The following is a 24,493-nucleotide window of genomic DNA, read 5'->3' as shown; positions in this document are numbered from 1 at the left end:
ACGCCGTCATCCGGCGAGGATGCCGACATGCTTGCTTAAGGATGTTGCTTTCACCGCAATCTGGCATTCGGTTTCAAGAGTTAGAATGACCCGAAAGCGCGCCTCAAAATTCCTCTTGCGGAGCCGCGCCGTCCCGGCTTAGTCTCTGCTTCGCAGAAAATGAAATTTAATTCCATTTGTTCAGAGCGTCCAAAGCTAGGTCCGTGTTCAGGAAAAAAATGGCCGGCCGCAATCGACTGAAAAAATATTTGATATATCATCTACCAGAACGGAAATAGCTGACATGGTCCAGCAGACATCGATCCAGCCATCGGCGCCTTGGTTGCGGCTAGACGTCGATGATTCGGACTGGAACGACGCCGAGGTTTCGGGCCTGGTGCGCTGGTATCACCAGATGCTGCTCATCCGCCGTTTCGAGGAAAAGGTGCTAGATCTCGCCAATGCCGGGCTGGTGCATGGTCCGGCGCATGCCAGCATCGGCCAGGAGGCGACGGCGGTGGGCGCCATGTCCGTGCTCGGCACCGGCGACCGCATCAACGGCACCCACCGTGCCCATCATCAGGTGCTGGCCAAGCTCGTCAACGCGCAGACGCCCGGCGGATTCGACCCGCTGCATGACGCTTTCAACCCGGACATGCAGGGCTCGGTGCGCGGCCTGATGGCCGAGATCATGGGCCTCAAGTCAGGCTATTGCGGCGGCCGTGGCGGCTCGATGCATATGCGCGACGATGGCTCGGGGATTCCAGGCACCAGCGCCATCATCGGTGGCAACCTGCCGCATGCGGCGGGCTATGCGCTCGCCGACAAGCTGCTCGGCACCGGCACCGTCTCGGTTGCCTTCTTCGGTGACGGCACGATGATGGCGGGGCCGGCCTATGAGGCGATGAACATCGCCGCGCTCTACCGGCTGCCGGTGATCTTCTTTGCCGAAAACAATCTCTATGCGGTCTCGACGCACATCAATGAGCAGACGCGCGAGACGCGGCTGGCCTCGCGCGGACCTATGCTCGGCTTTCGCGGCATCGAATGCGACGGCATGGATGTGGTGGCGGTCCATCACGCCATGCGCGAGGCGCGCCGGGCGATCGAGGAAGACGGCGGCCCAGTGCTGGTCGAGGCGCTTTGCTACCGGTTTTTACACCAGAGCGGCGCCCGCCCGGGCAGCGAATTCGGCTACCGCACGCGGGCCGAAGAAGACGCCTGGAAGGCGCGCGATCCACTGGTCACGATGGCCACTCGCCTGAAGACGATGGGCATCCTGAACGCTTCGGACCTCGGCACACTCGACCAGCGCGTCATGGAGGTGGTCAACACCGCTGCCGATTCCCTGACCGAGATGAGCGGCAACGCGCTGCGCATTCCTGACCATCTGTGGCCGGACCCAAGCGACGTCGACAACCAGATCCGCGGCGATCTTTCCGAACTGAAGGGCGAGCGTTTCCTCGAGATCGAGGACGTGCCGCCGGCCGACACCAGGCCGGTCAAGTTCATGGTTGCCGCGTCCGAGGTGATTGCGCGCGCCATGGAGCAGGACCCGCGCATCATTATCATGGGCGAGGATGTACACCGGCTGCGCGGCGGCGTTTCGGGCGCCACAAAGGGTGCGCTGGAACGCTGGCCGGAGCGCGTGCTGGCGATGCCGATCGCCGAGAACGGTTTTGTCGGCGTGGCGCTGGGTGCAGCGCTTTGCGGCTTGCGGCCGATCGTCGAGATCATGTTCGGCGACTTCTGCCTGGTTGCCGCCGATCAGTTGTTCAACGCGGTCAGCAAGGTGCGGCACATGTTCGGCGGCGGCTTTCCGGTGCCGATCGTGGTCAGGGTGCGCATCTCGCCGCACACCGGCTACGGCTCGCAGCATTCGGGCGATCCGTCCGGCCTGTTCGCCCTGTTTCCCGGCTGGCGCATCGTCGCGCCGACGACGCCCTTCGACTATATCGGCCTGATGAATTCAGCGCTGAAATGCGACGATCCGGTCGTCGTCATCGAGCATGTCGAGCTGTTCCCGAGCGAAGGCCCTGTGCCTGCGGAAGACCGCGACTATTGCGTGCGGCTCGGCAAGGCGAAGATCGTCAGGCCGGGCAGCGCCTGCACACTGCTCACCAGTGCCAGCATGGTTGCCGTCGCCAGCCAGGCGGTCGAGGAGACCGGCATCGATGCCGAGATTATCGACCTGCGCAGCCTCGATCCTACCGGGCTCGACTGGCCACTGGTGGAAGCCTCTGTCCGCAAGACCAATCGGGTGGCCGTCATCGAACAGGTGCAGCGTGGGCTGTCGCTTGGCGGACGACTGACACAAGAGATTCAGGATCGCGCGTTCGATTATCTCGATCACGAGATCCTGCATGTGACGGGAAGCCTCTCAGCTCCCGTCGTATCGGCACCGCTCAACCGCGCCGCACTGGGCGGCGCTGAAAAGCTCAAGGCCGCGCTTCAATCCCTCACTGCCGTGGGTGGATAGAGCGAACGCATTTGCCACAACGATCCGACAAGAAAATGGGAGAACCGACATGACCATCCTACCGAGAAACAAGACCAGGGCGACGATGCTGACAGCGGTGCTGCTGGCCACCAGCGCCTTCTGGGCACCGGCCACCTTCGCGCAGGACAGCAAGCCGCTGGTCATCGCGCGCAACATCGACCTCAACTCGCTCGATCCGCACCGCGCCTTCTGCGACACCTGCCAGATCTACAATTCCAGCGTCTATGAATCGCTGCTGACGCTGGACAAGGACAACAAGCTGATCCCGTTGCTCGCTTCCAAATGGGAAGGCAATGCCGACCAGAGCAGCTTCACCTTCACGCTCGACCCGGCCGCCAAATTCTCGGACGGTTCGCCGGTCGAAGCCAAGGACGTGAAATGGTCCTGGGAGCGGCTGAAGAACCTCAAGGGGAGCGCCTCGTTCCTGATGGACAATGTCGCCTCGATCGAGACGCCGGACGCGCATACGGTCGTCGTCAAGATGGTCGCGCCAAGCTCCGAATTCCTCAACATCGCGGCGGCTCCCTACGCAGCGGTCGTCAACAGCAAGGTCGCTTCCGAAGCCGGCGCCAAGGCCGATGCGGACGCCGCGACGACAGACAATGCCGAGGCCTGGTTCCTGGCGCATTCGGCGGGCAGCGCACCGTTCGTGCTGAAATCCTATGAGCCCAATTCGGAGCTGCGGCTGGCGCGCAACCACAAATACTGGCGCACGGCCCCGGCGCTGAGCGAAGTCGTCATCCGCCAGACCAAGGATGCGGTAGCGCAGGCGCAGATGCTGCAGAGCGGCACCGCCGACATCGCCATGCAGATCGACCCGGATACGGCCAAGACGATGACCGGCAGCGACGTGAAGATCGAGACCGTGCCGTCCTACAACTTCATCTATGTGGCGCTGTCGCCCGGCGCCAAGGCCAACAAGGTGCCACTGACGCCCGAAGTGCGCGAGGCCATCTCGCTCGGCCTCGACCGTCCGAGCATCCTGGATTTCACCATCGGCTCCGAAGGCCAGTTGATCAGCGCGCCGATCCCGCTCGGCTTCCCCGGCGGCTCGGGCTTCGAGGCGCAGCCCTATGACGTTGCCAAGGCAAAGGGACTTCTGGCCAAGGCCGGCCATGCCGACGGCTTCGAGATGGAAGCGGCGTTTCCCGGCATGAACGTTTATGGCGTCGATCTCTCGCTGTTGATGCAGAAGGTCCAGCAGGATCTGGCCAAGATCAACATCAAGCTCGATCTGCAGCCGATCCCCTTCGCCAACTGGCGCGAACGCGTCAATGGCGACGGCATCCCGATGACGGCGGTGTTCTACGCGCCGGACTATTACGGCACGTCGCAATACATCGATTATTTCGCCATGACCAAGGGCAGCCCGTGGGCGCGCCGCGCCGGCGCGGAGCGCGACCCGTCGGTACTCAATCCGAAGGAAGCGGATATCTACAAGGCAGCCCTTGCGGCAAGCGGCGACGAGGCCGCCAAGCTGTGGCACCAGGCCGGCGAGGAGATGATCAAGGACAGGATCATCCTGCCGTTGATCAGCCCGAACCTGATCCTGGCCTACAAGTCGGACGTCAAGGGCGTGCGTTATAGCGCCTGCTGCAACTTGCCGCTGGCGGAACTCAGCCACTGAGCGAAAAGATGCGGGAGGCGGCCAGCCGTCTTCCGCTTCTTCATTCTGGACGATCAGCAATCCTGTTCTTCCAGCACCAAAACAAATATATGATATATCAACGCGTGGAGACCTCGTTATGCCTTCCCTGATCAACTCCAAGGACCAGTTGCTGCGCGAGCGTGCGGCCTCGGTCATTCCGGGCGGCATGTGGGGACACATGGCGACGCGCTATCTCGGCTCCGCCTATCCGCAATTCTTCGAACGCGCCGACGGCTGCCGGGTCTGGGATGTCGATGGGCACGAATACATCGACCTGATGTGCAGCTGGGGCCCCAACATTCTCGGCCACCATCATCAGGCGGTTGAGGCAGCGGCCGAGCGGCAGCGTCGCCTCGGCGATGCGATGAACGGCCCGGGCGAGGTGCTGGTCGAGCTGGCCGAGCTGCTGGTCAAGACGGTCGCGCATGCCGACTGGGCGATACTGCAGAAGAACGGCACCGATGCCACCACCGCCTGCGTGACGATCGCGCGTGCCGGCACCGGCCGGCGCAAGGTGCTGGTCGCGCGCGGCTCCTATCACGGCGCCGTGCCGTGGTGCACGCCATCGCTGGCCGGCGTTACCGCCGAGGACCGCGCCCATCTGATCCATTTCGACTACAATGACGTTGCCAGCCTCGAGGCAGCCGTCGAGCAGGCCGGGGATGATCTCGCTGCTGTCGTCGTCACCGCCTTCCGGCACGACATCGCCCGCGACCAGGAATTGCCGACAGCCGCCTTCGCCAGACGGGCGCGCGAACTCACCACCGCCGCCGACGCGGCGCTGATCGTCGACGATGTCAGGGCCGGCTTCCGCATCGATCTCGCCGGCAGCTGGGAGCCGCTCGGCGTGCGGCCGGACCTGTCCGCCTTCTCGAAGGCTATCGCCAATGGGTATCCGCTGGCCGCCATCACCGGCACCGACCGGTTTCGCGAGGCCGCGACCAAGATCTATGTGACGGGTTCCTTCTGGTATGGCGCCGTCGCCATGGCGGCCGCGATCGGCACCATCAGCACGCTGCGCGATACCGACGCCATTGCCCGCATGACCGAAGCCGGCGACAGGCTGCGCTCAGGCCTCGACGCGGCAGCGAAGAAGCATGGCCTGTCGCTGCGACAGACCGGTCCGGTGTCGATGCCGATGGTGCTTTTCGACGGCGATGCCGAGTTCAAGCTGGCCAATGCCTTCTGCTCGGCCGCCTTGCGCGAAGGCGCCTATTTCCATCCCCGGCACAACATGTTCCTGAGCGCGGCGCATACCGCAAAAGATATAGATCTCGCCCTGCAGGCTGCCGATGCCGGCATGGCCGCAGCCGCGCAGATGGCGTGAACCGGCGCCGATGCGGTGGAGGGAGAAAGTTCGCTCAGCCGGCGGCCGACACCAGTCGGCCGTTCTGCGCCGCGCGGCGCAGTTCCTCCGGCGTGACAGCGCCGTCGTTCAGCCGTTCGAGCACCTTGACCAGCAGGCGCCCGCCTTCGATCATGTCCTGCTGAATACCCTTGCGCACGCCGTTCTCGTCACGCGCCCGCAGCGCGTCGAGGATGTCGAGATGCCGGTGGCGGCCGTCATAGGTCGGCCTGGCGTGCGGGTATTGATAGTTCACCAGCGGTCCGTTGCGCAGCCAGATGCCCTCGATGATGGCCAGCAGCTCCGGCATTTGCGCCGCCTGGTAGATCGAGTGATGGAATTCCCAATTGTCGCGGACGGCTTCGAACCAGCGGCCATTGTCCTCGTTGGCAATCAGCTTGTCATGCACCGCGGCCAGACGGTCGATCTCGCGCGGCTCGATGCGCGTCGTTGCCGCGGCACCCGCCATGCCTTCGAGATGCAGCCGGATGCTGCGCAGTTCCAGATACTGGGCCAGCGACAACTGGGCGACGGTGATCGAGCGGCCCGCCTCCATCTCAAGGCCTTTTTCACGCACCAGCTGCATCAGAGCCTCGCGCACCGGCGTTTCGGACACCTGAAGGCTGGCGGCAAGGTCGCGGATCTTGAAGCGATGGCCCGGCCAGAAACGGCCTTCCATCATGGCGCGGCGAAGCTCCTCGTAGACACGCGTCGTCAGATTGTCGCGCGCGATCGGCGCGATAGAAGCAGTCACATCCGCTCTCCGTTCTTGCAACAGCGCAGGCGTCGCCTGCGTCGCGTGGGCTGTGTATATGATACCACGAATGGCCTGACCACCGACATGAGACAAGCCGCCCCGAAACCGGCAGACATGAGACGGGTAGCATGACCAGGTCGACGCCTTCACTCCTGTTTGGCGCCATAGCCGACGATCTGACCGGCGGCACCGAGCTGGCGTCAATGCTGGTGGCGCGCGGCATTCCAACGGGATGCACGGTCGGACTGAGTGCGCCGATCCCACCAGGCAATCTTGCCCATGTGATCCTGCTCAAGACACGCGTCATCGCGGCCAGCGATGCGGTGCGCCAGGTTCTGGAGGCGGCGGACCGGTTGCTTGAAGCTGGTGCCCGGCAGATCTTCTTCAAATATTGCGCCACTTTCGATTCGACACCTGCCGGCAACATCGGTCCTTGCGCCGAGGCGCTGCTCGAGCGGCTTGGCGGCGGCGTCACGCTGTTCACCCCGGCCCTGTGTGAGACCGGCCGCACCGTCTATCAGGGACACATGTTCGGCGGCGCCCAGTTGCTGGGTGAATCGCCCAAGCGCTTCGATCCGCTGACGCCGATGACCGATTCCAATCTGGTTCGCGTGCTGCAGGCGCAGAGCAAAGGCAAGGTCGGGCTGGTGCCCTATCTCGTCGTCGATGCCGGGTCGGAGGCCATCCGCAACGCCATACGAGAGCACAGCGCGGGCGGCGAGATACTGCTGATCACCGATACGATCCGCGAGCGCGACCTGGTTGCGATCGCGGAAGCGACCTTCGACCTGCCGCTGATGACCGGCAATTCCTCGGTCGCCGCGCATCTGCCGCCGGCCTGGCTCACGCATGGGCTGCTGAATTCAGGCGATCTCGTTGCCGCCAGCCTGCCGGCCGTCGAAGGGCCGGCGGCGGTGCTGGCCGGCAGCGTCGCCGATCGCACCATCGAACAACTCGAACGTTTTGCGCAAAACAATCCACTGCTGACGATCGATCTGGCCCGCGCCTTTGCCGGCGCCGACGTCATGGCCGAAGCGCGTGCCTTCGCCCAGCGGCATTTGCCCGGTGCGATGATCGCCATTGCCACGACAGCGCCGCAAGCGACGGTCGAAGCGCTGCAGCAGGCGCACGGCCGCAATGTGGTGGCGGCAAGGGCGGAAGAGATCCTAGCCGGGATTGCAGAGATTCTGGTGCGTGAACTCGGCGTACGCCGGCTCGTCGTCGCCGGCGGCGAGACCGCCGGTTCGGTGGTCAAGGCGCTCGGCATCCACCGGATCGCCATGGGCGCCTATGAGGGCCCGGGATTGTCGCGCGCCATCGCCCACCTCCCCGACCTGCCATCCGATCCTCTGGCGCTGATGCTGAAATCGGGAAAGCTCGGCGGCCCGGATATTTTCGCCGACGTCCTGCAAGGCATGACACGGGCGACCACCGTCGCGCCGGCGATCGATATATGGCCACCGGCAAAACCTGTCATGCGGCCAACCACAGGGAAAGCATCGTGATGGACACCGAGACTGCACGCGCCAGCCTGATCACCGCGACGCAGACGCTGGACGCCAGCGGGATGAATGTCGGCACCACCGGCAATATCAGTGTGCGCACGACCGGCGGCATGCTGATCACGCCGACGGGAATAGCCACGAGCGCCTTGCGGCCGGAGCAGATGGTGGCGATGCAGCTCGATGGAGCCTGGGACGGTGCGTTCAGGCCATCGAGCGAATGGGAAATGCACGCCGAGATCTACAAGGCCTTTCCCGAGGCCGGCGCCGTCGTCCATGCCCATCCCGACCATTGCGTGGCGCTATCGTGCCTGCGCGAGGGACTGCCGCTGTTCCATTACATGGTCGCGGGTTTCGGTGGCGATGATGTGCGCTGTTCGGACTATGCGCTGTTCGCGTCAAGCGACCTGGCCAAGGTTGCCGTCGTCGCGCTCAAGGACAGGTCGGCCTGCCTGCTCGCCAATCATGGCATGATCGCTTTCGGCGGCGATCTCGACATGGCGCTCATCCGCACCATCAAGCTCGAGACCCTGGCTCGGCAATACCTTTTGGCGCGCAGCGCCGGCACACCGGTGCTCATCGAGGGCAGCGAGATACCCGCCATTCGCGGGCGCTACAAGAATTACGGTCAGCAGAAATAACCGGCCGAGCAATTCCAGGAAAAGTGGGAAGCGCTTTCCCTTGGGAATAGCGCCAAAACAAGGAACGGCTCTTCGCGCTCTTGATGTAGAGAACCACTCAGTCGACCGCAAATGCGACGAGGGCTGTCACGCTCCGTGAAAGATCAGGCGGGGATCGGTTCGGCGGCAGGCGCATAGACGCTGACAGCCCCAGTGCCGACCAACTGGTCGATGGTCTCGGCGCTGTAGCCGAGCACGTCGGCCAGCACGGCAGCTGTGTCCTGGCCCAGCATCGGTGGCGCGGTGAAGTCGGCGGTCAACTGCGCGGCAAGTCCCTGCGCCGGGCGCACCATGGCGACGGAACCGAGATGCGGATGCGGCAAGGTCTGGACGAGGCCGCGCTCGCGCACATTGGGACTGTCGAAGACTTCCGGTATCGATTTTACGGTGCCGGCCGGCACGCTGGCGGCGGCGCAAGCCGACATCCAGTGGTCTCGCGTTTTGGTCCTGAAGGCAGCCGCCAGCTGCGGAATCAGCGCCTCGCGGTTGGTGGCGCGCGCGCCTGCCTTGATGAAGCGCGCATCCCCAGCCAAATGTGGCAAGTCCACGACCTGCTCGCACAGGGCTGCGAACTGACGATCGTTGCCGACGGCCAGCGCGAAGCCGCCGTCGGACGCCTCGAATATCTGATAGGGGACAACCGTCGGATGCGCATTGCCGTAGCGGGCGACCTCGCGGCCGGTGTTGAGGTAACCGCTGCCGACATTGATCAGCAGGCTGAGCGCGCAGTCGATCAGCGACAGGTCGAGGAACTGCCCCTTGCCGGTCGTCGCGCGTTCGAAAAGCGCCGCCAGGATCGACTGCGTGGCGACCATGCCGCAGACGATGTCGGTGATGGCGACGCCGACACGCATCGGTTCGCCATCGCTCTCACCGGTGATGGCCATCAGGCCGCTCTCGGCCTGCATGACGAAGTCATAGCCGGGCCGTCCGGCATCTGGGCCGGTCTGGCCGTAACCGGAGATCGAGCAATAGATCAGCCGTGGGTTTGAGGCACTGAGCTCCTTGAAACCAACGCCAAGGCGATCGGCGGTGCCGGAGCGGAAATTCTCGACGACGATGTCGGCCTTCGCCGCCAGCTCGCGCACGATGGCCAGCCCCTGCGGGCTCTTCATGTCGAGCGCGATGCTCTGCTTGCCGCGATTGGCGCAGAGATAGTAGGTCGAGACACCCTTGTAGCTCGGCACCGACCACGCCCTGGTGTCGTCGCCGCCGTCGATGTTCTCGATCTTCCAGACTTCGGCGCCGAGATCGGCCAAGCTCATCGTCGCCCACGGACCGGCCAGCACGCGCGAAAGATCGAGAACCTTGATGCCTTCGAGCGGCAGGCGCCCGCGGCCCGCCGTGCTGGCATCGTCGGTTTGAGCTTCAGTCACGATAATATCCTTCGTGGGTACAGCAATCGTGAGGACCGGTCAGACAGTCTTGAAGGTGTTGACCGGCTCCGGGAAATGACAGGCGACCCGATGCGAAACGCCAGGCGGATCGAGCGGCGGTTCGACGGCAGCGCAGATCGCCTGCGCCTTGAAGCAGCGCGTGCGGAAGCGGCAGCCTGACGGCGGGTTGAGCGGACTCGGCACGTCACCGGTCAGCACGATGCGCTCGCGCTTGCGCTCCTTCTCGGGATTGGCGAGCGGCACCGCCGACAGCAGCGCCTGCGTATAGGGATGCAACGCCCTCGAATAGAGCTCGGCCGCGGGTGCGATCTCGACGAGCTTACCGAGATACATCACCGCGACCTGGTGCGAGATGTGGCGCACGACCGAAAGATCATGTGCGATGAACAGATAGGATGTGCCGAAGGACTGCTGAATATCCCTAAGCAAATTGAGCACGCCGGCCTGCACCGAAACGTCGAGCGCCGAAACCGGTTCGTCGAGGATCACCACTTGCGGGTTGAGCGCAAGCGCGCGGGCGATGACGACGCGCTGGCGCTGGCCGCCGGACAGTTCATGCGGATAGCGCTTGCCGTGATCGGGATTGAGCCGCACGAGTTCGAGCAATTCGGCGACGCGCGCCCGGCGGTCGGCCGCCGACATGTCGCTCATGCGCAAAGGCTCGGCGATGTTGTCGGCGATGCGCATGCGCGGATGCAGCGACCCGTACGGATCCTGGAAGACCAGCTGGATGTAGCGCCGCATCAGGCGCATGTCTTCGTGATTGAGCGCGAGCAGGTTCTGGCCCCGGAACCAGCTTTCGCCGCTGGTCGGCTCGATCAGCCGCATCAGGCAGCGCCCGAGGGTCGACTTGCCGCAACCGGATTCACCGACAAGGCCCAGCGTTTCGCCGGGGGCTACGTCGAACGAGACATCAGCGACCGCACGGACATGGGCAACGGCACGGTCGAAGACGAGGCCGCCGCGAACCGGGAAGTCCTTGACGAGATGTCGTACCGAAAGCGCTGCCGCCGGCTTGGTTTCGACTTGAATTTGCTCCGCTACGCTCATGGGCTCACGCTTCCATTGTCCAGGCTGGCCGCCGCCAGCGCAGCGCTGTGGAAGGGCGGCAAGGTCGTCGCGAAATGGCAAGCCGAGAACCGGCCGCCAATATCGTGCAAAGGCGGATCCTCGGTCCGGCAGCGTGCCTCGGCATAGATGCAGCGCGGATGGAAGGCGCAGCCGCCCGGCAAGCGGCCAAGTGCGGGCGGCGAACCGTCGATCGAGAACAGCCGCTCGCGGCTTTCCTCGAGGTTGGGGATCGAGGCAATCAGGCCGCGCGTGTAGGGATGGCGCGGGTCGTCGAACAGCTCGGACACGCCAGCCTGTTCGACGACGCGGCCGGAATAGACGACCGCGACGCGGTCGGCATGACCGGCGACGACGCCGAGATCATGGGTGATCAGCACCAGGCCAAGGCCAAGCCGTTCCTGCAGCGAACGCAGCACGGCCAATATCTGCGCCTGCACCGTGACATCGAGCGCCGTGGTCGGTTCGTCGGCGATTAGCAAATCGGGATCGTTGGCGACGGCCATGGCTATGACCGCGCGCTGGCGCATGCCGCCGGAGAATTCATGCGGATACTGGTTCACCCGGCGCTCCGGCTGCGGGATCGCCACCAGATTCAGCAATTCCACCGCGCGCGCCATGGCCTGCTTGCGGGTGACGCGCTGATGCAGCCTGACCGCCTCGGCGATCTGGGCGCCGACGGTCATCACCGGGTTTAGCGAGGACAACGGGTCCTGAAAAATCATGGCTATGCGCGCGCCCCTGATCTTGCGCATTTCGCGTGACGATTTGCCCACCAGTTCGTCGCCGTTGAAGCGGACCGAACCGGTGACCACCGCATTCTTCGACGTCAGGCCGAGCGCGGCGAGCATGCCAACGGACTTGCCCGAGCCGGACTCCCCGACAATGCCGACCACTTCGCCCTTGGCGACGTCGAGGTCGATGCCGCGCACCGCTTCGAACTGATCGCCTGCCCGTCGGAAGCCTACCCGCAGGCCGCGTATGGACAGCAGCGGCTCGCGCTCGGCTGCCTTGTCGACTGCGCCCGGTGGCGCTGTAGGTATCTGTGCGCTCATCGCTTAATCCGACCTTGGATCGAGAATGTCGCGCAGGCCGTCGCCGATGAAGTTGAAGCCGAGCACGATGGTGAGGATGGCGACGCCGGGACCGAAGGCGATCCACCATTGGTAGAAATGGACGGCGCCATCGGAGATCATCGAGCCCCATTCAGGCGTCGGCGGTGTGGCGCCGAGACCGATGAAGCTGAGCGACGCGGCAAGCAGCACGACCTGGCCAAGATCCATGGTCGCGCTGATCAGCACCGGGGTCCAGCAAAGCGGCAATATGTGCGTGAACAGCACGCGCAGAGGCCTGGCGCCGGCGGCGATTGCCGCCTCGACATGCTCGCGCTCCTTCACCTCCAGCACCTGCGCCCGCATCAGCCGGGCGTAGACCGGCCACCAGACCAGCACCATGGCGATGGCGGCATTGCCGAGGCCGGGTCCGAGCGACGCCGCGACGGCCATGGCGAGCAGCATCGGCGGGAACGACAAAGTCACGTCGACAAGCCGCATGATCGCCGCGCCGGTCAGGCCGCCGACGAAGCCGGAAATGGCGCCGAGCAGCGAGCCGATCACCACAGCCGAGACGACGACCAGTACCGCGATAGGCAGCGAATGCGCGGCCCCGTGCAGAGTGCGGGCCAGCACATCGCGCCCGAGTGCGTCGGTGCCCAGCCAGTGCGCCCAGCTCGGCGGCTGCAGCCGGCGCGCCACCATTTCGAGCGAATCGAACTGCACGACCAGATTGGCGAACACGGTCATGAACAGCCAGAACAGGATGACGATCGTGCCGATGACCAAAGGCGCGGTCAGCCATTCGGGAACAGCGGTGGAACGGGATCTGGTTTCGACCGCCGACATCAGCTCAATCTCACGCGCGGATTGGCCACGACATAGAGTATGTCGGTGATGAGATTGGTGACCAAGAAGGCGAGGCCGCCGACGATGGTAACGCCGATGATTGCCGGGAAGTCGAGCGCGCGCGCCGCCTCGACGGCATAGGAACCCATGCCCGGCCAGGAGAAGATGGTCTCGGTCAGCACCGCGCCGGTGATCAGATAGGCGAAGGAATAGCCGATGACGGTTAAGGTCGGCACCATGGTGTTGCGCAGCGCGTGGACAATGATGACGCGGAATTCGCTCGCCCCCTTGGCGCGCGCGGTGAGCACGAACTCGCGGCTCATCACATCCAGCATGTTGGCGCGCACCAGCCGCGATATGGTGCCGGAAACCGTCCAGCCGAGCACGAAGGCCGGCAGCAGCAGGTGCCAGAGCGCGTCCTTGAGGACGGTCCAGTCGCCAGCCAGAAGCGAATCGATGGTCAGGAAGCCGGTGATGCCGGGCGGCAATGCCAAGCGGGCATCGACCCTGCCCGGCCCCGGCAGCCAGTTCAGCATGACGGAGAAGATGAACAACAGGCCGAGCCCCGACCAGAACACCGGCAGCGAAGAGCCGAACAAGGCGAACAGCCGCGCGCCATGGTCAATCAGGCTGTTGCGGAAATAGGCGGCCAGCACACCAAGCACGATGCCGAGCGTGGTGCCGAAGATCATCGCAGCGAAAACCAGTTCGAGCGTTGCCGGCAAGCGGTAGAGAATGTCGGTGCCGACATTGCGCTTGGTGATGAACGAGGTGCCAAGATCGCCGCTCAGCAGATTCCCAAGATATATCATATAGCGTTCCGGCAAAGGACGATCGAGCCCCCAGCGCGCCTTGGCGGCGGCCACCACTTCGGGATTGCTCATCTGCTGTTCGGCGACAATCGCGGTCAGCGGATCGCCCTTGGTCACCGTGGTGATCAGGAAGGCAATGGTGACGATGCCGAGCACCAGAAACGGCATGGCGATAAGCCGGCGCAAAATATAGCGAGACACGTGGCTACCTTCACAAGGAGGGGCTTCGTAAGATGGCACAAGGCGCTTGGAGATGCCATCAAGGGAAGCATATTGACAGTGGGGGAAAGCGCCTGTCAATATAAATGGAATTTAATTTCATTTTTGAGACAGCGCCGGCGACACCGGCCCGACAGGCGGACGACGACGCCAGAAAAGACCTCAGCGTGCGCAAGCGAGCCACCAGGGACGAGACGGAGCTTGAAGTCGAAGGCGCGCAGCTTTCGTCGTCGCTGGTGCGCGGGCTCGGCATCCTGCGCGCTTTCCGCCCGGGCGATGCCTCACTCGGCAATCAGGACATCATTGCCCGCACCGGCCTGCCCAAGGCCACGGTTTCGCGCATCACCTATACGCTAAGCGCGCTCGGCTATCTCCTCTACGACAAGGACCTCGGCCGCTACAGCCTGGGACCAGCCACCGTGGCGCTGGGTTATTCGGCACTGAGTTCCAGTGCGGTTGTCCACGTAGCCCGGCCGCTGATGCAGCCGCTGGCCGATTTGACGGGGGCGGCGGTGGCGCTCGGCACCCGCGACAGCCTCAACATGGTCTATCTCGCCAACTGCCGGTCGGAGAGCCTTGTCACGCTGCGCCTCAACCCGGGCTCCTATCTGCCTATCTGGAAGACATCGATGGGGCTGGCCTATGCGGCGGCACTTTCATCCGAGGAGCGTGCCCGCCTTGTGGGGGCTTTGCAGGAGACCGAGCCGGACAGGGCGGCGATGATCGCGGCGGCGATCGACGATGCGATCGCCCAGTATGCCGACAAGGGCTATGTGACGTCGTTCGGCGCCTGGCACAGCTACATCCATGCAGTCGGCGTGCCGTTCCGTCCGCGTGACGGCTCGCCGCTGGTTGCCATCACCTGCGGCGGCATCGGCGAGATCATCACGGAAGAGCGCGCGCATGCCGAGATCGGACCGGCGCTGGTGGCGATGGTGAAGGCGCTGGGCAGAGAGCTCGAGGGAAATCCCGGGTAACGGGATTGGCCCAGACGATCGGCCTCGCATGCCGGCTTGAACTTGCCTGATCGTGACCGCACAGTCGCCGTCGATGGTATGGCGGTTGCGCGCCGTCATCGCCATCGGGTTGAGATGATGGGGAAAATCGGATGCCGATGAATTTTACAGGGCGGTTCAGCGGTCGAGCGGCGGTGATCACCGGCGGCGCATCGGGCATCGGTCTGGCAGTGGCTCAGAGGATTGTCGAAGAGGGCGGACGGGTTTCAGTCTGGGATCGCGATCCTGCTCAGATCGAACAGGCCAAGGCTACCCTTCCCGGCCTCCACGGTGTTGCTATCGACGTCGCCGATGCGGCCGGCGTGGAACGCGCCAAGCAGTCGGCGATCGAAGCGCTTGGCGGTGTCGACATCCTGGTCACCAGTGCGGCGATCACCGGACCCAACATGACGACCTGGAATTACTCGGTCGAAGATTGGCAGAAGGTCATCGACATCAACATCAATGGCGTCTTCTATTGCAACAAGGCGCTTGTCCCGCACATGCTCGAGCGCAACTATGGCCGCATCGTCAACATCGCTTCGATCGCCGGCAAGGAAGGCAATGCCAACGCGTCGGCCTACAGCACCTCGAAGGCCGCGGTGATCGGCCTGACCAAGTCGCTCGGCAAGGAGTTGGCCAAGACCAAGGTGACGGTCAATTGCGTCACACCGGCGGCCGTGCGCACCGCGATCTTCAGGCAGATGAGCCAAGAGCACATCGACTTCATGCTGTCCAAGATACCGATGGCGCGCTTCGGCGAGGTCGACGAGGTGGCGGCGCTGATCTGCTGGATCGCCTCGGAAGAGTGTTCGTTCACGACCGCCGCCGTATTCGACGTTTCCGGCGGCCGCGCCACCTACTGAGGCAGGACGCATCTCAATTCCGCGTGACGACGCAACGAACTGGAGCGTAGGGGCGTATAGTCCCAGACGTCGAATCGACGTTGACGCAACAAAGCTATGCGGGAAAGCTATGACGCGGCATGACAGTTCAGCATGCGTGATGACCTGCCGGCGCGGGGCAACTGGTTGGCGGTTGACGGACGCTGCAGCCATCCGGCGGGAGCTTGCTTCTTTTGCTTAGAGCCGAGCCTGCCGCACTGTCCGATGACGAGCTTCTGGACCGCTATCAGCGCGCCGCCTTCGACTATTTCATCGAGAACGTGAACCCCGAAAACGGACTGGTCGCCGACACCTCGCGGCCGAATTCGCCGGCCAGCATCGCTGTCGTCGGCTTCGCGCTGTCCAGCTATCCGGTCGGCGTCGAGCGCGGCTGGATGGCGCGCGATGCCGCCGCGAAGCTGACGCTGGCCGCGTTGCGTTTCTTCTCGGCCGGCTCGCAAGGCAATGGCGAGGAGGTCACCGGCCACAAGGGCTTCTACTACCATTTCCTCGACATGCGGACCGGCCTGCGCGTCTGGCGCTGCGAACTGTCGATGGTGGATACGGCATTGCTGATATCGGGCATGCTGGTGGCGGGCGCCTATTTCTCCGGTGACGATGACGAGGAAGCCGAAATCCGCCAACTGGCCGAGGCGCTCTACCGGCGCGTCGACTGGCGGTGGGCACAAGGCTCAAGCCCGACCTTGCGACAAGGCTGGAAGCCGAGGAGCGGCTTTCTCCACTATGGCTGGGAGGGCTACAACGAAGCCACGATCCTCTACGTCCTGTCGATGGCCTCGCCCGACAGCCCGACCTCGGACAACAGCTACGAGGGCTGGACGGCGACCTATCAGTGGGAGAACATTTACGGCTACGACGTGCTGTATGGCGGTCCGCTGTTCATGCACCAGTTCTCGCATGCCTGGATCGATTTCGCCGGCATCCGCGACGCCTTCATGCGCGAGAAGAACTCGGACTATTTCGAAAACAGCCGCCGCTCGACCTATCTGCATCGCGACTATGCACGCCACAACCCTTACGGCTATGGCGGCTACGACGAGAACCTTTGGGGTCTTTCGGCGGGCGACGGGCCAGGCGGTTTTCGCACCAGCGTGGAGCGACAGCGCCGGCGGTTTTCCGGCTATGCCGCGCGCGGCGCGCCGTTCGGGCCCGATGACGGGACGATCGCGCCTTGGTCCTATCCGGCATCACTGCCTTTCGCCCCGGAGATCTGCCTGGCGGCGTTGCGCCATCTCGGTGATCGCTACCCCGAGGTGATCGACAATTTTCGACTGCCTAGCGGTTTCAATCCGACACTGGCGAACCGGCGTAAATTCGGGGGGCACGGCTGGGTGTCGGAAGGCCACTATGGGCTGGATCAAGGCATCGTGGTGATGATGATCGAGAACCATCGGTCAGGGTTGATCTGGAGACTGATGCGGTCAAATCAACACATCCGCAACGGCTTGCGCAAGGCCGGATTCAATGGCGGCTGGCTGTCTCAGCCGGCAAGCCCGGCGTCGGGTGGCGGCGATGTCGCGTGACCGGACCAGGGCTGCCGCCTTTCCTGTCGATCACAACGACATTGAGCTGATCAAGGGCGCCCATCCGCCGCACTGGAAGAACCCGCAGCCGGACGGTCCCTACAACCTCGTCGTCATCGGTGCCGGACCGGCTGGACTGACCGCCGCCTACGAAGCGGCCGGCCTCGGCGCAAAGGTCGCGCTCATCGAGCGCCACCTAATCGGCGGAACTTGCGTCAATGTCGGCTGCATCCCGTCGAAGTCGATCATCCGCACCGCAAGGCTTTATGCCGACATGCGCGACGCCGAGAATTTCGGCGGCGACATGCCGGACCGTCTTCACGTCAACTTTCAGCGCGCCATGACGCGGATGCGGCAGATCCGGCAGCGGATCAGCCGCGCCGATGCCGCCGATAGCCTGATTTCCGAAGGCATCGACCTTTATTTCGGCGAAGCGCGGTTTTCCGGAAGGGACGCTGTCACGGTCGCCGGACAAACCTTGCGTTTCAGAAAGGCGCTGATCGCGACAGGCGCGCGCCCGAGGCTGCCGACGATCTCGGGGCTTGCCGACGCCGGCTATCTCAGCAACGAGACCATGTTCGATCTCACGGAGTGCCCGAAGCGGCTTCTGGTCATCGGCGGCGGACCACTCGGTTGCGAAGCGGCGCAGGCCTTCTGCCTGCTGGGCGCGAAGGTCATCCAGGCGCAGCGCGAACCGATGTTCCTGCCCGGTGAGGAACGCGATGCCGCCCAAATTCTTTCGGACGCGCTGGCGCGCGAAGGTGTCGAAGTTCGCCTCAACACCGAGGTGGTGGCGGTGCGGACGGAAGGCGGCAAGAAGCTCGCCGACCTGGTGTGCGACGACGTCACGACGACGATTTCCGTCGACGAGATCATCACCGGCATCGGCCGATCGCCCAATGTCGACGGCCTCGACCTGGAAAACGCCGGGGTGGCATATGATGCCGACGGTATCAAGGTAGACGACTGTCTCCGCACCACAAATCCGCGCATCTATGCGGCGGGCGATGTCTGCCTCGCCTACAAATTCACCCACACCGCCGAGGCGACAGCCCGCATGGTCGTGCGCAATGCCCTGTTTCTCGGACGCAGGAAACTGAGCGAACTGGTCATTCCGTGGTGCACCTATACCGATCCGGAGATCGCCCATGTCGGCCTCTATCCGGCGGAGGCGCGCCAGAGCGGCATTCCGGTCAAGACCTATACGGTGCTGATGCACGATGTCGCCCGTGCGGTGATGGACGGCGAGGAGGAGGGTTTTGTCAAAATCCACGTCAGGGAGGGGTCCGACCGCATCCTGGGCGCCACGGTCGTCGCCAGCCATGCCGGCGAGATGATCAATGCGGTGTCGCTGGCGATCAAATCGGGCATGGGACTGCGGGCGCTGGCCGACGTCATCCATCCATTCCCGACGCAGGCGCAAGGCATCAAGATGGCCGGTGACGCCTATCGGCGGACAAGGCTCACCTCATCGTGGAAGCGTCTGGCGGGCCGCTGGTTGGCGTGGTCCAGGCGATGGTGACATTCGGCAGGCCGCGCAGCTGGTGCATCTGACATTCAGCGACGATGCGGCGCTTGACGAAAGCGGCGTTCGGCTGAACAAGTCGAAGCCGATTGTTGTGGTTTTGGGGCCGTCGCGCATGTCGTCTGGAATGAAAGCCTCCGGCGCAAAGCCCAGAGCGCCCGCTTTGAATCCCGCGGGCGCACAACCGCTCGACGCTGTCTCCGCGGCGAAAGCCGGGCGACGTGTGCTGGTTGTGTCCCACGATCCGGCCTTTCCGCCGATCTCCGGCGCGGATTTGCGGAACTACCGCAATGCTGAGTCTGCTACGCAATTCGGCCCGGTCTGCCTGGTGTCTGTGCTGCCGCAGGCGACGGAAACAACCGATCCGTCGATCCGCACCGAAGCCTTGTCGATCAAGGGAGAGGCCCGCTCCGCCTCGATCGGGTGGTGGCGCATAAGGGCGGAGCGTCGCATCTCGCGCGTCGCCTTGACGCGGCTGGAGGCACTGGTTCGGGACTTCCGCCCCGAAACGGTGCTGATCGAGGGCATCGGCCTGTTCAAGCTGCTGCGGCCTTTGCGGGCACTGACGAAACATCTCATCCTCGACATGCACAACGTCGAGTCCGACTTGGCGGGGCAGTTGCGGCACGTCGATGTGAAGCGGCCTGCGGTGGCGACGATCAGCGCGGGCCTTGGCATCAGGCGTCTCGAGAGAAAAGCGATTGCCCTTGTCGACCGGGTCTGGGTCTGCTCGAGCCAGGATCGAGAGCGGTTGATGGCGCTTTCCCGGCATAAGTTGCCGATCGATGTCGTTCCAAACGGAATTCCGCACGCCGGGCACAGCCCCGAAACGCTGCCCGCCGAGCCCGGATCCGGCGAAAGCTTTCCGGTGATCCTGTTCGTCGGCCATCTCGGCTATCCGCCAAACGTCGACGCCGTCCAGAGATTAGCCGGCTCCATACTTACGCGCATCCGACTGGCCTTGCCGACCGCGACACTGATTCTCGCTGGGCGCAACCCGACAACGGCCGTGCAAGCGCTGGCAGGATTGCGGGGCGTGGAGCTCGTCGAAGACCCCGAAGACATGGCGCCGCTTCTGTCGAGAGCGCATCTCACCATCATCCCGCTTGCGGCAGGCGGCGGCACCCGCATCAAGATTTTGGAGGCGATGGCGTGGGGCGTGCCGGTGATTGCCACGCCTCTGGCGGCCGAGGGCCTGGATCTGGTCGACGGGGAGGAGCTGCTGCTGTCGGATACCGATGAAGGGCTTGCCGGAATGGCTGTCGGACTCTGCCTGGATGGCGACCGCAGGGCACGGCAGCGCATCCGCGCGCATCAAGCGGTTTGGGCAAGGTTCGGCCCAGAAGCCATCCGCAATGCTGTCCGCGGCGGGCTGGGGCTGGACGAGGCTGGCACATGATCCGTCCCTCCAGCAGATATGGAGGAGCCACATCGTTCCACATCGCTTGCAGGAGCCCGCTTCGCACGACGTCCAGCCGGAATTTCGTGGTCTGCCCTATCAGGATGCGTGCTGAAGCTCTTGCCGAATGGGGCCGAGATAGGTTTGCGGATGCAAGCGTCCCCAAACATGGCCCCGGTCGGTCAGATGCGCGACCTGCTCTATCCAGCGTCTCGGCGCATCGGGGTCCCTCACCTCATGCCAGTCGTCGACGATAATGACAGGCAGGCCCTGGTAGAGCGGGTCGAGCGGCGAGGTCCTGGTGACGACGATGCAGCCGAGATAAAACAGCTCCCATGTCCTATGGCAGTCCAGGCCATTGCCTTCGGTGGACAGCACGAGCGGGTATTGCGAGTATAGTTGCCAGATCGAGCGCTGCGAGACCCGTTTCGTCAGGAAATCGACATGCGGACATCCGCCCAGGGCATCAAGCAGTTCCCGGCGCTGCCTCGAGCCATTGCTGATGCTGAAATCAGAGAACAGCCTGGGCGGGCGGCGGTCCACATGATCCTGCCGGGCGCGTATGATTTCCAGTTGCTTCACAAGCCCTGCCGGCGTGGCAAGGGACCGAGGCGTGTGAAGATCGAGCCCGATCGGGAAAGGCTTCACTCTGGGGTGAGTGCCGTCACAATTCTGGCTGTACCAGGAGACCAGGAAAGGGTTGGCGAGAAGTTGGTCGACGGTGTCCTTCGCCAGATCCGACGGCACCGAAGCATCTCCGTCGGTCGTCAGCAGCGTGAACGGTGCCGTGATCGTCGGCAGCACGATCCTGACGAACGTGTCGAGGTCGCAGGTTTGCGCATCCCTGGACAAGGTGCTCAGGCGCAGCCAGACGATGCCATGCGCGCCGCTGTAATGTTGGCGGAAAAATGCCTCGCTCTGCGTCGATGCAGTTGGCGCGTTGCGATACCAGCGCGGCCCGGCGAAATCGCAGAAATGCCCGATGCCCTGCGACCACAGCACGGGTGGAACGTCAAGAAACCTTAGCGCCCTGGAATAGACGGCTCTTTTGACAGCCCTTCGAAACCTGCCCATCGGCAACTCCTAGCGCGGATGCCAATAGCGTTGCAACGTCCTGCCTGGCATATTCGCCTTGAGCCGAACCCGGGCCAAAAATTTCGAGCCGTCTGGCGGCGTCGCAACTGGCTGACGATCTCGCCGGCTGCAGTGCCGCGACCAACTCCCGGCACGGCCGGAGGCACGCGGCGGTCTACAGACTTGATCGTGGCAAAGGTCGAAGTGCTTGCGGTTCAGCGCAAGACCGCACGTCTCAATCGTGCAATTCCCGCGATATCGGCGGACCGAGGGAGAAATCGGAGAACGTTACCTCAAAGCCCTCGCGTTGCGGCGAACAGCACATCATGCCGATATCGACCGTCTTCGAGGTCGGGAAATAGGCAAGCCGCACAGGCTTCCAGTGGCCGTCGGAAGCATCGAGGTACTGGACGCGGATCGCCTCGGCGTGACGGGTCAACCGGATCCTGACGCCGTTCGGATCGGCATGAATGGCGACCAGCGACCAGTCTGACGTGTCGTTGGTGACGACAACGGAGAAATAGGCAAGGCCGTCGGTGTACTCGATACCGGCCTTGATCCAGTGCGTTTCGCTGAGCCGGACCATCAGCCCGGCCTGATCATAGAGGACCTCGTAGTCGCCTTTGACCGTGACTTCGGCGCTGAAATCGCCTTCGACCGGCCGGTGCAGGAAGTGGCCGTTGTCGCGCCAGAAACCGTAGAAGGTCTCGCGCCAGAAATCGGTCTCCTTACCGGTGCGCACACGAACGCTGTCGCCGTCGATAGAATGGTGCGGCGGCGGGTTAAGCCAGGCCAGATCTTGCACTGTCATCCTTTCGCGCCGCTCCAATCCAGATGTGCATGGCGGTGTTGCCGGCATGGTCGGCAGTGACCGATCAGCCAGCGAATGTATAGGCCGTCTTCACCGTGGTGTAGAACTCCGCCGCATAGTGGCCCTGCTCGCGCGGCCCATAGCTCGAACCCTTGCGGCCGCCGAAGGGAACATGGAAATCGACGCCCGCCGTCGGCAGGTTGACCATCACCATTCCGGCCTCCGAATTGCGCTTGAAGTGCGTGGCATGCTTGAGGCTCGAGGTGCAGATGCCGGAGGTCAAGCCGAAGGGCGTGTCGTTGGCGACGGAAAGCGCCTCGTCATAGTCCTTGACGCGAATGACGCTGGCGACAGGTCCGAAAATCTCCTCGCGCGAACTGCGCATGGCATTGGTGGCCTCGGTCAGCAATGCCGGCTGCAGATAGAAGCCTGGCGTCTTGCGGTCGAGCCGCTCGCCGCCGAAGGCGAGCGTGGCACCTTCCCTGACGCCGATGGCGATATAGTCCTCGTCCTGCTTCAGCTGCGTCGCGTCGACGACAGGACCGATCTGGGTCTGCGCGTCGAGCGCATCGCCGATGACCAGTTTGCTCATGCGATCCTTGAGGGCATCGACGAAACGGTCATGGATGGCCTCGGTCACGATCAGCCTGGACGACGCGGTGCAGCGCTGGCCGGTCGAGAAGAAGGCGCCATTGAGCGCGCAATCGACGGCGATCGCAAGATCGGCATCGTCGAGCACGACCAGTGGGTTCTTGCCGCCCATTTCAAGCTGGAACTTGCGCATGTGTTCGATGCTTGCCGCGGCAACGCGCTTGCCGGTACCGACCGAGCCGGTGAAGCTGATGGCGTTGACGTCGGGACTGTCGAGCATCGCCTGACCGACCACCGAACCCTTGCCCATGACGAGATTGAGCACGCCCTTTGGCAGGCCGGCGCGATGCAGGATGTCGACAATGGTCCAGGCGCTCTCGGGAACCAGCTCCGCCGGCTTGAAGACGACGGTGTTGCCGTGGGTTAATGCCGGGGCGATCTTCCAGGCCGGAATGGCGATCGGAAAATTCCACGGCGTGATGATGCCGACCACGCCGACCGCCTCGCGCGTCATCTCGACGCCGACGCCCGGTCGCACGCTCGGCACGACCTCTCCGGTCAAACGCAACGTTTCGCCGGCAAAGAAATCGAAAATCTGGGCGGCGCGAATGGTCTCGCCGATGCCTTCGGCCAGCGTCTTGCCTTCCTCACGCGCAAGGTTGCGGCCAATCTCGTCCTTGCGCGCCAAAATCTCGTCGGAGGCCCTTTTCAGCACCGCGTGACGCGCCAGCGGACCGGAGCGGGACCAAGCCGGGAACGCTGCCTTGGCCGCGGCGATCGCCTGCTTGGCCTGTTCGACCCCCGCCGAGGCATAATCGCCGACGATGTCACCGGTATCCGAGGGGTTGATGTTGCGCGAACCGGCGTCGCCGACCCACTCGCCATCGATGAGGTTCTTTCGAAACAGCGTCATATCGTATGTTCCTGCTTGTTGGCCGCGCGGGCATCTGTCTGAACTGGTATTTGCCAGACAATTGCCTCGCGGGAAAGCAAACAGTGAACCAGCAGCCGCGACAAAAATCCCCGCTTGCGCCGCGCGGATGGCGGGCGACGACAATGCCCCATCGAGCCTCGATGCAGCCAACAGCCACGATGCATCGTTCGGCTTGGGGCCGATTTGGTCTGTACACGAATGTCCATAGCCTTGATTTGCCTGAGGCAGCGTGTCATGCGTCGTGTCGATGGCAGCTCTCGAAACGACGATTCAGCGCGCCGGCGCCACCGGCAATATCAAGGCCACTCGCGAAGACTGGCTGAAGCTTGCGCTTGAAACGTTGATCTCTGACGGGGTCGAACGCGTCCGCGTGCTGACGCTTGGACAGAAGCTCGATGTGTCGCGTTCCAGCTTCTACTGGTATTTCAAGAGCCGACAGGATCTGCTCGATCAATTGCTGGATTACTGGCGGCAGACCAACACCAGGTTCATCGTCGAACGGGCCAGGCGGCCTTCCGCGACCGTCATCCGCGGAGTGATGAGCATTTTCGAATGCTGGGTGGACGAAAAACTGTTCGATCCGCAGCTGGATTTCGCGATCAGGGCCTGGGCCCGCCGCTCGCCCGCCATCAGGCGCGCGCTCGACGAGGCCGACGAGGAGCGCGTCAATGCCATCCGCGACATGTTCATGCGCCACGGCTATGAGGAAGAAGACGCGTTCGTGCGAGCCCGCGTGCTGTACTTCATGCAGATCGGCTATTACTCGCTTGAGCTCAACGAGCCGATGAGCAGCCGCCTGCCTCACGTCGCCGGTTATCTGCGCAGCTTCACCGGCCAGGAGCCTCCGGCGGAGGATGTCGAAGACTTCTCGCGCTATGTCGAGAAAACACTTTCGCGCAACCGATAGTACGCCCCGTTCGGCCCCCGC

20 protein-coding genes are annotated in these 24,493 nt (G+C 63.8%); 11 read left to right on the top strand and 9 right to left on the bottom strand.

Features of this window, described 5'->3' with window-relative positions; genetic code table 11:
- Window positions 1-283: 283 nt before the first annotated feature.
- The 3 genes from EOA13_RS03995 (at window position 284) to EOA13_RS03985 (ending at window position 5,454) form a co-directional block, all read left to right on the top strand.
- A complete protein-coding gene (locus EOA13_RS03995; protein WP_127289857.1) occupies window positions 284-2,458 on the top strand; it encodes an alpha-ketoacid dehydrogenase subunit alpha/beta in 2,175 nt (724 codons plus the stop codon).
- An 85-nt stretch (window positions 2,459-2,543) separates the two neighbouring features.
- Window positions 2,544-4,106: an ABC transporter substrate-binding protein gene (locus EOA13_RS03990; RefSeq protein WP_164779979.1), complete on the top strand. Its 1,563-nt coding sequence runs from the start codon at window positions 2,544-2,546 to the stop codon at window positions 4,104-4,106.
- 118 nt (window positions 4,107-4,224) lie between these two features.
- Window positions 4,225-5,454 carry an aminotransferase class III-fold pyridoxal phosphate-dependent enzyme gene (locus EOA13_RS03985; protein WP_127289853.1) on the top strand — a complete coding sequence of 410 codons (1,230 nt, stop codon included), beginning with the start codon at window positions 4,225-4,227 and terminating at the stop codon, window positions 5,452-5,454.
- 34 nt (window positions 5,455-5,488) lie between these two features.
- Here the strand turns inward: EOA13_RS03985 and EOA13_RS03980 are convergent, their stop codons facing one another.
- Window positions 5,489-6,226: a GntR family transcriptional regulator gene (locus EOA13_RS03980; RefSeq protein WP_127289852.1), complete on the bottom strand. Its 738-nt coding sequence runs from the start codon at window positions 6,224-6,226 to the stop codon at window positions 5,489-5,491.
- 131 nt (window positions 6,227-6,357) lie between these two features.
- Here EOA13_RS03980 and otnK point away from each other — a divergent pair, with 131 nt between their 5' ends.
- Window positions 6,358-7,734 (top strand): 3-oxo-tetronate kinase, encoded by a 1,377-nt coding sequence (otnK, locus tag EOA13_RS03975; protein WP_127289851.1) that lies wholly within the window; start codon window positions 6,358-6,360, stop codon window positions 7,732-7,734.
- A complete protein-coding gene (locus EOA13_RS03970) occupies window positions 7,734-8,372 on the top strand; it encodes a class II aldolase/adducin family protein (RefSeq protein ID WP_127289850.1) in 639 nt (212 codons plus the stop codon). Before otnK ends, EOA13_RS03970 begins: the two co-directional genes overlap by 1 nt.
- Window positions 8,373-8,515: 143 nt before the next feature.
- Here the strand turns inward: EOA13_RS03970 and EOA13_RS03965 are convergent, their stop codons facing one another.
- From EOA13_RS03965 to EOA13_RS03945, 5 genes are read right to left on the bottom strand one after another with little or no spacing between them, the layout of a single operon-like run.
- Entirely contained in the window at window positions 8,516-9,787 is a 1,272-nt protein-coding gene (locus EOA13_RS03965; protein WP_127289849.1) for a CaiB/BaiF CoA-transferase family protein, read from the bottom strand.
- A gap of 39 nt (window positions 9,788-9,826) precedes the next feature.
- On the bottom strand, window positions 9,827-10,858 hold the full coding sequence (locus EOA13_RS03960; RefSeq protein ID WP_127289848.1) for an oligopeptide/dipeptide ABC transporter ATP-binding protein: 1,032 nt from the start codon (window positions 10,856-10,858) through the stop codon (window positions 9,827-9,829).
- Window positions 10,855-11,931 (bottom strand): ABC transporter ATP-binding protein, encoded by a 1,077-nt coding sequence (locus tag EOA13_RS03955; protein ID WP_127289847.1) that lies wholly within the window; start codon window positions 11,929-11,931, stop codon window positions 10,855-10,857. The genes EOA13_RS03960 and EOA13_RS03955 overlap by 4 nt, the downstream gene beginning before the upstream one ends.
- Window positions 11,932-11,934: 3 nt before the next feature.
- A complete protein-coding gene (locus tag EOA13_RS03950; RefSeq protein ID WP_127289846.1) occupies window positions 11,935-12,777 on the bottom strand; it encodes an ABC transporter permease in 843 nt (280 codons plus the stop codon).
- Window positions 12,777-13,790 (bottom strand): ABC transporter permease, encoded by a 1,014-nt coding sequence (locus EOA13_RS03945; protein WP_127289845.1) that lies wholly within the window; start codon window positions 13,788-13,790, stop codon window positions 12,777-12,779. The genes EOA13_RS03950 and EOA13_RS03945 overlap by 1 nt, the downstream gene beginning before the upstream one ends.
- A gap of 185 nt (window positions 13,791-13,975) precedes the next feature.
- Here EOA13_RS03945 and EOA13_RS03940 point away from each other — a divergent pair, with 185 nt between their 5' ends.
- The 5 genes from EOA13_RS03940 (at window position 13,976) to EOA13_RS03920 (ending at window position 20,155) form a co-directional block, all read left to right on the top strand.
- A complete protein-coding gene (locus EOA13_RS03940) occupies window positions 13,976-14,785 on the top strand; it encodes an IclR family transcriptional regulator (RefSeq protein ID WP_127289844.1) in 810 nt (269 codons plus the stop codon).
- A 131-nt stretch (window positions 14,786-14,916) separates the two neighbouring features.
- Complete coding sequence (locus tag EOA13_RS03935) at window positions 14,917-15,669, top strand: SDR family NAD(P)-dependent oxidoreductase (RefSeq protein ID WP_127289843.1); 753 nt, start codon at window positions 14,917-14,919, stop codon at window positions 15,667-15,669.
- 212 nt (window positions 15,670-15,881) lie between these two features.
- Window positions 15,882-17,231, top strand: a complete 1,350-nt coding sequence (locus EOA13_RS03930) for a glucoamylase family protein (RefSeq protein WP_127290114.1) — start codon at window positions 15,882-15,884, stop codon at window positions 17,229-17,231.
- Entirely contained in the window at window positions 17,221-18,753 is a 1,533-nt protein-coding gene (locus EOA13_RS03925) for a mercuric reductase (protein WP_127289842.1), read from the top strand. Before EOA13_RS03930 ends, EOA13_RS03925 begins: the two co-directional genes overlap by 11 nt.
- A gap of 331 nt (window positions 18,754-19,084) precedes the next feature.
- Window positions 19,085-20,155 carry a glycosyltransferase family 4 protein gene (locus tag EOA13_RS03920; protein WP_245490294.1) on the top strand — a complete coding sequence of 357 codons (1,071 nt, stop codon included), beginning with the start codon at window positions 19,085-19,087 and terminating at the stop codon, window positions 20,153-20,155.
- Between the two features lie 99 nt (window positions 20,156-20,254).
- Here EOA13_RS03920 and EOA13_RS03915 read toward each other — a convergent pair whose 3' ends face one another.
- The 3 genes from EOA13_RS03915 to EOA13_RS03905 form a co-directional block, all read right to left on the bottom strand.
- Entirely contained in the window at window positions 20,255-21,229 is a 975-nt protein-coding gene (locus tag EOA13_RS03915) for a hypothetical protein (protein ID WP_127289841.1), read from the bottom strand.
- 235 nt (window positions 21,230-21,464) lie between these two features.
- A complete protein-coding gene (locus EOA13_RS03910; RefSeq protein ID WP_127289840.1) occupies window positions 21,465-22,040 on the bottom strand; it encodes a DUF1349 domain-containing protein in 576 nt (191 codons plus the stop codon).
- Window positions 22,041-22,104: 64 nt separating this feature from the next.
- Complete coding sequence (locus EOA13_RS03905) at window positions 22,105-23,544, bottom strand: aldehyde dehydrogenase family protein (protein WP_127289839.1); 1,440 nt, start codon at window positions 23,542-23,544, stop codon at window positions 22,105-22,107.
- A gap of 268 nt (window positions 23,545-23,812) precedes the next feature.
- On the opposite strand from EOA13_RS03905, the gene EOA13_RS03900 reads away from it, so the two are divergent.
- Window positions 23,813-24,472, top strand: a complete 660-nt coding sequence (locus EOA13_RS03900) for a TetR/AcrR family transcriptional regulator (protein ID WP_164779967.1) — start codon at window positions 23,813-23,815, stop codon at window positions 24,470-24,472.
- Window positions 24,473-24,493: the final 21 nt, after the last annotated feature.

The organism is Mesorhizobium sp. M7A.F.Ca.US.011.01.1.1 (genome assembly GCF_003998295.1).
Taxonomy (GTDB): domain Bacteria; phylum Pseudomonadota; class Alphaproteobacteria; order Rhizobiales; family Rhizobiaceae; genus Mesorhizobium.
This window is presented reverse-complemented; position numbering and strand designations above follow the sequence as displayed.

Excerpts from the sequence above, each read along its gene's own strand:
- EOA13_RS03995 (WP_127289857.1), top strand. The coding sequence starts at position 284 with ATGGTCCAGCAGACATCGATCCAGCCATCGGCGCCTTGGTTGCGGCTA.
- EOA13_RS03990 (WP_164779979.1), top strand. The coding sequence starts at position 2,544 with ATGCTGACAGCGGTGCTGCTGGCCACCAGCGCCTTCTGGGCACCGGCC.
- EOA13_RS03985 (WP_127289853.1), top strand. The coding sequence starts at position 4,225 with ATGCCTTCCCTGATCAACTCCAAGGACCAGTTGCTGCGCGAGCGTGCG.
- otnK (WP_127289851.1), top strand. The coding sequence starts at position 6,358 with ATGACCAGGTCGACGCCTTCACTCCTGTTTGGCGCCATAGCCGACGAT.
- EOA13_RS03970 (WP_127289850.1), top strand. The coding sequence starts at position 7,734 with ATGGACACCGAGACTGCACGCGCCAGCCTGATCACCGCGACGCAGACG.
- EOA13_RS03960 (WP_127289848.1), bottom strand. The coding sequence starts at position 10,858 with ATGAGCGTAGCGGAGCAAATTCAAGTCGAAACCAAGCCGGCGGCAGCG.
- EOA13_RS03955 (WP_127289847.1), bottom strand. The coding sequence starts at position 11,931 with ATGAGCGCACAGATACCTACAGCGCCACCGGGCGCAGTCGACAAGGCA.
- EOA13_RS03950 (WP_127289846.1), bottom strand. The coding sequence starts at position 12,777 with ATGTCGGCGGTCGAAACCAGATCCCGTTCCACCGCTGTTCCCGAATGG.
- EOA13_RS03935 (WP_127289843.1), top strand. The coding sequence starts at position 14,917 with ATGCCGATGAATTTTACAGGGCGGTTCAGCGGTCGAGCGGCGGTGATC.
- EOA13_RS03925 (WP_127289842.1), top strand. The coding sequence starts at position 17,221 with ATGTCGCGTGACCGGACCAGGGCTGCCGCCTTTCCTGTCGATCACAAC.
- EOA13_RS03915 (WP_127289841.1), bottom strand. The coding sequence starts at position 21,229 with ATGGGCAGGTTTCGAAGGGCTGTCAAAAGAGCCGTCTATTCCAGGGCG.
- EOA13_RS03910 (WP_127289840.1), bottom strand. The coding sequence starts at position 22,040 with ATGACAGTGCAAGATCTGGCCTGGCTTAACCCGCCGCCGCACCATTCT.
- EOA13_RS03905 (WP_127289839.1), bottom strand. The coding sequence starts at position 23,544 with ATGACGCTGTTTCGAAAGAACCTCATCGATGGCGAGTGGGTCGGCGAC.
- EOA13_RS03900 (WP_164779967.1), top strand. The coding sequence starts at position 23,813 with ATGGCAGCTCTCGAAACGACGATTCAGCGCGCCGGCGCCACCGGCAAT.